The organism is Belnapia sp. (assembly GCF_059504005.1).
The window spans coordinates 1-2,608 of sequence record NZ_JCACHU010000117.1; the positions used below are offsets into that span (position 1 = coordinate 1).

Below are 2,608 nucleotides of genomic sequence, written 5' to 3' on the forward strand. Positions count from 1 at the left end.
CTCCAACCTCAGCGGCGTCAGCCCCCAAGATGTGGTTACTCGGACGCGCTCCTAGATGTGATCAGCCCGTTGGCCTGACCCAGCTGGCGCCATTTGTTCGATATCTTGAGCTCCAATGCGACGGCAATCAAATTTCGGTCGAAGAGTAAGGAGCATCTGCTCCTAACCGTTTCGACTACCGTGCCTGCTGATTTCACTTCTGCATCGGGCTGCTTATCGGCCATGTGAAGTGGCTCAGTCGTATTGCAAATCGCCTCGAAGTACATGCCTCAAATGACCTCAACTGGTCTACCACCGGCATGATCCTGTCTACTGGCAGTAGATTCACTTTCAAGAAGGCCATAGGCTAAGGCAGACAAAGAGGACGCCATCGCCATGCCAAGGCAGATTTTGTTCAATGCCTTCGCTATGAACACGGTCGGGCACCTCTCCCCCGGGCAATGGCGCAATCCGCGCGACCGCAGCGGCGCTTATAACCGGCTGAGCACCTGGACCGACTTGGCCTTAACCCTGGAACGCGGGCTGTTCGACGGGCTGTTCATCGCCGATGTAATCGGCGTCTACGACGTCTATGGCAGCAGCCCGGCCGGCGCATTGCGTAACGCTGCGCAGTTGCCGATCAATGATCCCATGATGCTGGTCAGCGCGATGGCCCATGTCACGCGGCACCTGGGTTTCGGCGTGACCGTAAACCTGACTTGGACATCGCCCTTCCTCCTCGCACGCGCCTTCTCCACGCTGGATCACCTGACCGAGGGCCGCATCGGCTGGAACATCGTTACCGGCTACCTGGACAGCGGCGCTCGCGCGCACGGCCTCACAGGCCTGATCGCGCATGATGACCGATACGCCATGGCCGAGGAGTTTATGGAGGTCTGCTACAAGCTATGGGAAGGCAGCTGGGAGGACGGTGCCGTAGTACGCGACCCAAAGACCGGCGTCTTCGCCGACCCGGCACGGGTGCACACCATCAAGCATGAGGGCAAGCATTACCGACTGGACGCGATCTTTCCCTGCGAACCCTCACCGCAGCGCACGCCGTTGCTGTACCAGGCCGGCACCAGCGCTGCAGGGCGCGGCTTCGCGGCAAGGCACGCAGAGTGCGTCTTCGTCTCCGGCCCGAACGCCGAGGTCATCCAGCGCCGCACGCAGGAGCTGCGAGCCGCCGTGGCCGAGGCTGGGCGCGACCCTGCGGATCTCAGAGTGTTCAGCCTGCTGACCGTGATAGTAGCCGGCACACGCGCCGAGGCGGAGGACCGCCACGCGGCAGCGCTACGCTACGCCAGCCCGGAGGGTTCGTTGACGCTCATGGCAGGATGGACCGGCCTCGACCTCTCCGGTTACAGGCTGGATCAGGAGATCCGCTACATCGAAAGGGAAGGCTACCGCACGATGCTGGAGAACATCACGCGCGCCGACCCGCATCGGGTCTGGACGGTACGCGACGTGGCCGAGCATTGCGCCGTAGGCGCCATCGGCCCGGTGGTAGTGGGCGACGCCAAAGGCGCGGCTGATGCGGTGGAGGACTGGATAGAGCGAACCGGTGTCGATGGACTGAACCTGGCCTATGCCGTGCTGCCTGAGACGTTCGAGGCGATCGCCGACCATTTGGTGCCCGAGCTGCAACGACGCGAGCGTTATAAGAACGCTTACACGCCTGGTACAATGCGCGCGAAGCTGTACGGCCAGGACCGGCTGCAGGCGCCGCATCCGGCGGCGAGGTTCCGGGCTGGCTGATCGGCCCGGACTCTTGGCAAGAGAGCCAAACACCAGCTCGCCAACGACAGGCAGGATTGTTCAGTCACCGCTTCCCGCGCGCCGTCAGTCGGCCTGCGATCGGACCCGGACGGTCGATGCCGTCCGGGCTGCGCAGGGGCCAAGAGGGCCAGCTTACTTTGGTTGCCGAGCCCAAGCTGCGACGGTGTCCTCCAGCGTCGCTTGGCCGCGGCGCTGCTCGCCTTCGTCGGAGAAACGGATATGGCCGCTGTTGATGCCGTCGTACATCTCCGCAACCAGTCGAGCATAGCCCTCGCCGAGACCCGCCTCGCGCAGGATGCCCTCCCAGTCCGTCCGAGGCGGCTGCACCAGCGCGACCTCGCGGCCGAGCGCCTTGCCAATTGCGGCCGCCGCATCGCGTGCGGAGTAATTGGTGGGCCCAGCGAGTTCGACCACAGCAGGGGCCTCGGCATCCGTCAAAAGCCGCGCCGCCACGGCACCGATGTCGGCGGTCGCAACCATCGGGCGGCGCGCTTCGAGATCCGCCAGCATCGTGGGCAGGACCCCCTGTGTTGCCGCGAGGTGGAACACGCTGCGCCAGTTCTCCTGGAAGTAGCTCGGGCGGAGCCGCGTCACGCGCGGCGCCGCGTCGGCCAAGACCGCTTCGGCCTGGTGCAGACCCAGGATCGGCCCGGTGCCCCACGGCAAATGCGCTGCTTCGGACGAGAGCAGGACCAAGCGCCCTAGGCCCGCCCCACGTGCGGCATCCCGCACGGTGCTGGCCACCTCTGCGTAGTAACCGACCGGATCAGGATGCGCCGGGGCCGGCGGAATCATCACGTAGCCGGCCTCGACGCCGTCGAAGGTGCGGCGCAGCGCCTCGGGATCCGTG

General features: G+C 65.0%; 2 protein-coding genes. One reads left to right on the forward strand and one right to left on the reverse strand.

Annotated elements, in window-relative coordinates; all coding sequences use genetic code 11:
* Positions 1-375: 375 nt before the first annotated feature.
* Positions 376-1,737 (forward strand): LLM class flavin-dependent oxidoreductase, encoded by a 1,362-nt coding sequence (locus AC5JJ1_RS15330; protein ID WP_495785970.1) that lies wholly within the window; start codon positions 376-378, stop codon positions 1,735-1,737.
* A gap of 153 nt (positions 1,738-1,890) precedes the next feature.
* Here AC5JJ1_RS15330 and AC5JJ1_RS15335 read toward each other — a convergent pair.
* Positions 1,891-2,608, reverse strand: a 718-nt coding sequence (locus AC5JJ1_RS15335; protein WP_495785971.1) for a Rossmann-fold NAD(P)-binding domain-containing protein, incomplete at its 5' end; no start/stop codon positions are given.

What these genes read in the sequence shown, in the direction of transcription:
- AC5JJ1_RS15330 (WP_495785970.1), top strand. Translation starts at nt 376, where the DNA reads ATGCCAAGGCAGATTTTGTTCAATGCCTTCGCTATGAACACGGTCGGG.